General features: G+C 51.1%; 17 tRNA genes and 1 rRNA gene. All 18 read left to right on the forward strand.

Annotation, left to right across the window (positions count from 1 at the left end):
• A tRNA-Asp gene (locus tag I2H23_RS15085) sits at nt 1-77 on the forward strand.
• Between the two features lie 15 nt (nt 78-92).
• Nucleotides 93-168 (forward strand) — tRNA-Asn (locus tag I2H23_RS15090).
• Between the two features lie 4 nt (nt 169-172).
• Nucleotides 173-247, forward strand: a tRNA-Thr gene (locus I2H23_RS15095).
• Between the two features lie 7 nt (nt 248-254).
• Nucleotides 255-339, forward strand: a tRNA-Tyr gene (locus I2H23_RS15100).
• A gap of 13 nt (nt 340-352) precedes the next feature.
• Nucleotides 353-426 (forward strand) — tRNA-Gly (locus tag I2H23_RS15105).
• Between the two features lie 16 nt (nt 427-442).
• A tRNA-Arg gene (locus tag I2H23_RS15110) sits at nt 443-519 on the forward strand.
• Nucleotides 520-525: 6 nt separating this feature from the next.
• A tRNA-Gln gene (locus I2H23_RS15115) sits at nt 526-601 on the forward strand.
• Nucleotides 602-611: 10 nt separating this feature from the next.
• Nucleotides 612-687: transfer RNA gene (locus I2H23_RS15120), tRNA-Lys, on the forward strand.
• A 4-nt stretch (nt 688-691) separates the two neighbouring features.
• Nucleotides 692-780, forward strand: a tRNA-Ser gene (locus I2H23_RS15125).
• A 14-nt stretch (nt 781-794) separates the two neighbouring features.
• Nucleotides 795-885: transfer RNA gene (locus tag I2H23_RS15130), tRNA-Ser, on the forward strand.
• A gap of 10 nt (nt 886-895) precedes the next feature.
• Nucleotides 896-972: transfer RNA gene (locus I2H23_RS15135), tRNA-Pro, on the forward strand.
• Between the two features lie 9 nt (nt 973-981).
• A tRNA-Ile gene (locus I2H23_RS15140) sits at nt 982-1058 on the forward strand.
• Nucleotides 1059-1070: 12 nt separating this feature from the next.
• Nucleotides 1071-1146: transfer RNA gene (locus I2H23_RS15145), tRNA-Trp, on the forward strand.
• 28 nt (nt 1147-1174) lie between these two features.
• Nucleotides 1175-1251: transfer RNA gene (locus I2H23_RS15150), tRNA-Pro, on the forward strand.
• A 7-nt stretch (nt 1252-1258) separates the two neighbouring features.
• A tRNA-Ile gene (locus tag I2H23_RS15155) sits at nt 1259-1335 on the forward strand.
• A 6-nt stretch (nt 1336-1341) separates the two neighbouring features.
• Nucleotides 1342-1417, forward strand: a tRNA-Phe gene (locus I2H23_RS15160).
• 9 nt (nt 1418-1426) lie between these two features.
• Nucleotides 1427-1503 (forward strand) — tRNA-Met (locus tag I2H23_RS15165).
• 121 nt (nt 1504-1624) lie between these two features.
• Nucleotides 1625-1952: ribosomal RNA gene (locus tag I2H23_RS15170) — 16S ribosomal RNA — on the forward strand; the annotation flags it as partial.

Here is a 1952-nt window from a genome sequence, read left to right on the forward strand (position 1 = left end):
GGCCTGGTAGTTCAGCTGGTTAGAATGCCAGCCTGTCACGCTGGAGGTCGAGGGTTCGAGTCCCTTCCAGGTCGCCACTTAATTAAATACGCGGGAATATGGCTCAGTTGGTAGAGCAATTGACTGTTAATCAATGGGTCACAGGTTCGAGTCCTGTTATTCCCGCCAATATGCTGGTGTGGCTCAACGGTAGAGCAGCTGACTTGTAATCAGCAGGTTGTAGGTTCGATTCCTATCACCAGCTCCATGAATACGGAGGATTTCCCGAGCGGCCAAAGGGGGCAGACTGTAAATCTGTTAGCATTGCTTTCGGTGGTTCGAATCCACCATCCTCCACCACTTAATTAAATATGCGGGTGTAGCTCAATGGTAGAGTTCCGGCCTTCCAAGCCGGCTGTGAGGGTTCGATCCCCTTCACCCGCTCCAAATTATTCTATAATGTGGGTGCATAGCTCAGCTGGATAGAGCAACGCCCTTCTAAGGCGTGTGTCCGGGGTTCGAATCCCTGTGCGCTCACCATTTTATAGGGGATTCGCCAAGTCGGTAAGGCATAGCACTTTGACTGCTACATGCGTAGGTTCGAGTCCTGCATCCCCTGCCAAATTTAATATGACCCATTAGCTCAGTCGGTAGAGCACCTGACTTTTAATCAGGGTGTCCCGCGTTCGAGTCGCGGATGGGTCACCAATACGGAGAGGTGTCCGAGTGGTTTAAGGAGCTGGTCTTGAAAACCAGTGATGCTTAACGGCACCGTGGGTTCGAATCCCACCCTCTCCGCCATTAACTAAATAAACGGAGAAGTACTCAAGTGGCTCAAGAGGAACCCCTGCTAAGGGTTTAGGCTGGGTAACCGGTGCGAGGGTTCGAATCCCTCCTTCTCCGCCATTATTTTTTTCGAGGTGTAGCGCAGTTTGGTAGCGCACATGGTTTGGGACCATGGGGCCGGGGGTTCGAGTCCCTTCACCTCGACCAAAAAAATGTGGGCCATTAGCTCAGTTGGTTAGAGCGCCCGGCTCATAACCGGTAGGTCTGGGGTTCGAGTCCCTGATGGCCCACCACATTTTTTTTATAGGGGTGTAGCTCAGTTGGTAGAGCGTCGGTCTCCAAAACCGTGCGCCGGGGGTTCGAGTCCCTCCACCCCTGCCAATTAATTTCTATAAAAAATAAAGAATTTCGAGGTGTAGCGCAGTTTGGTAGCGCACATGGTTTGGGACCATGGGGCCGGGGGTTCGAGTCCCTTCACCTCGACCAAAAAAATGGGCCTATAGCTCAGGTGGTTAGAGCGCACGCCTGATAAGCGTGAGGTCGCTGGTTCGAGTCCAGCTAGGCCCACCAAGGTGCGCCCAGATAGCTCAGTCGGTAGAGCAGGGGACTGAAAATCCCCGTGTCGGTGGTTCGATTCCGCCTCTGGGCACCATTAAATCGTGGCGGTATAGCTTAGTTGGCTAGAGCGTTCGGTTCATACCCGAAAGGTCACAGGTTCGACTCCTGTTACCGCTACCATGTAGATTTAAGAACTTTGAAAATTAAACAGTAGGTTAATTTATATAACTGATTCTTAAAAGAATCGAAAACAAACCAAGCCAGATATTCAGATAATGATAGTCTGAGCAGGTAATAACTTTTATTTGAGAGTTTGATCCTGGCTCAGGATGAACGCTGGCGGCGTGCCTAACACATGCAAGTCGAGCGATTTACTTCGGTAAAGAGCGGCGGACGGGTGAGTAACGCGTGGGTAACCTGCCCTGTACACACGGATAACATACCGAAAGGTATGCTAATACGAGATAACATGAGAAAGTCGCATGGCTTTCTTATCAAAGCTCTGGCGGTACAGGATGGACCCGCGTCTGATTAGCTAGTTGGTAAGGTAACGGCTTACCAAGGCGACGATCAGTAGCCGACCTGAGAGGGTGATCGGCCACATTGGAACTGAGACACGGTCCAAACTC

This window comes from Romboutsia sp. BSD2780061687b_171204_C1 (assembly GCF_015560225.1).
GTDB lineage: Bacteria > Bacillota > Clostridia > Peptostreptococcales > Peptostreptococcaceae > Romboutsia_C > Romboutsia_C hominis.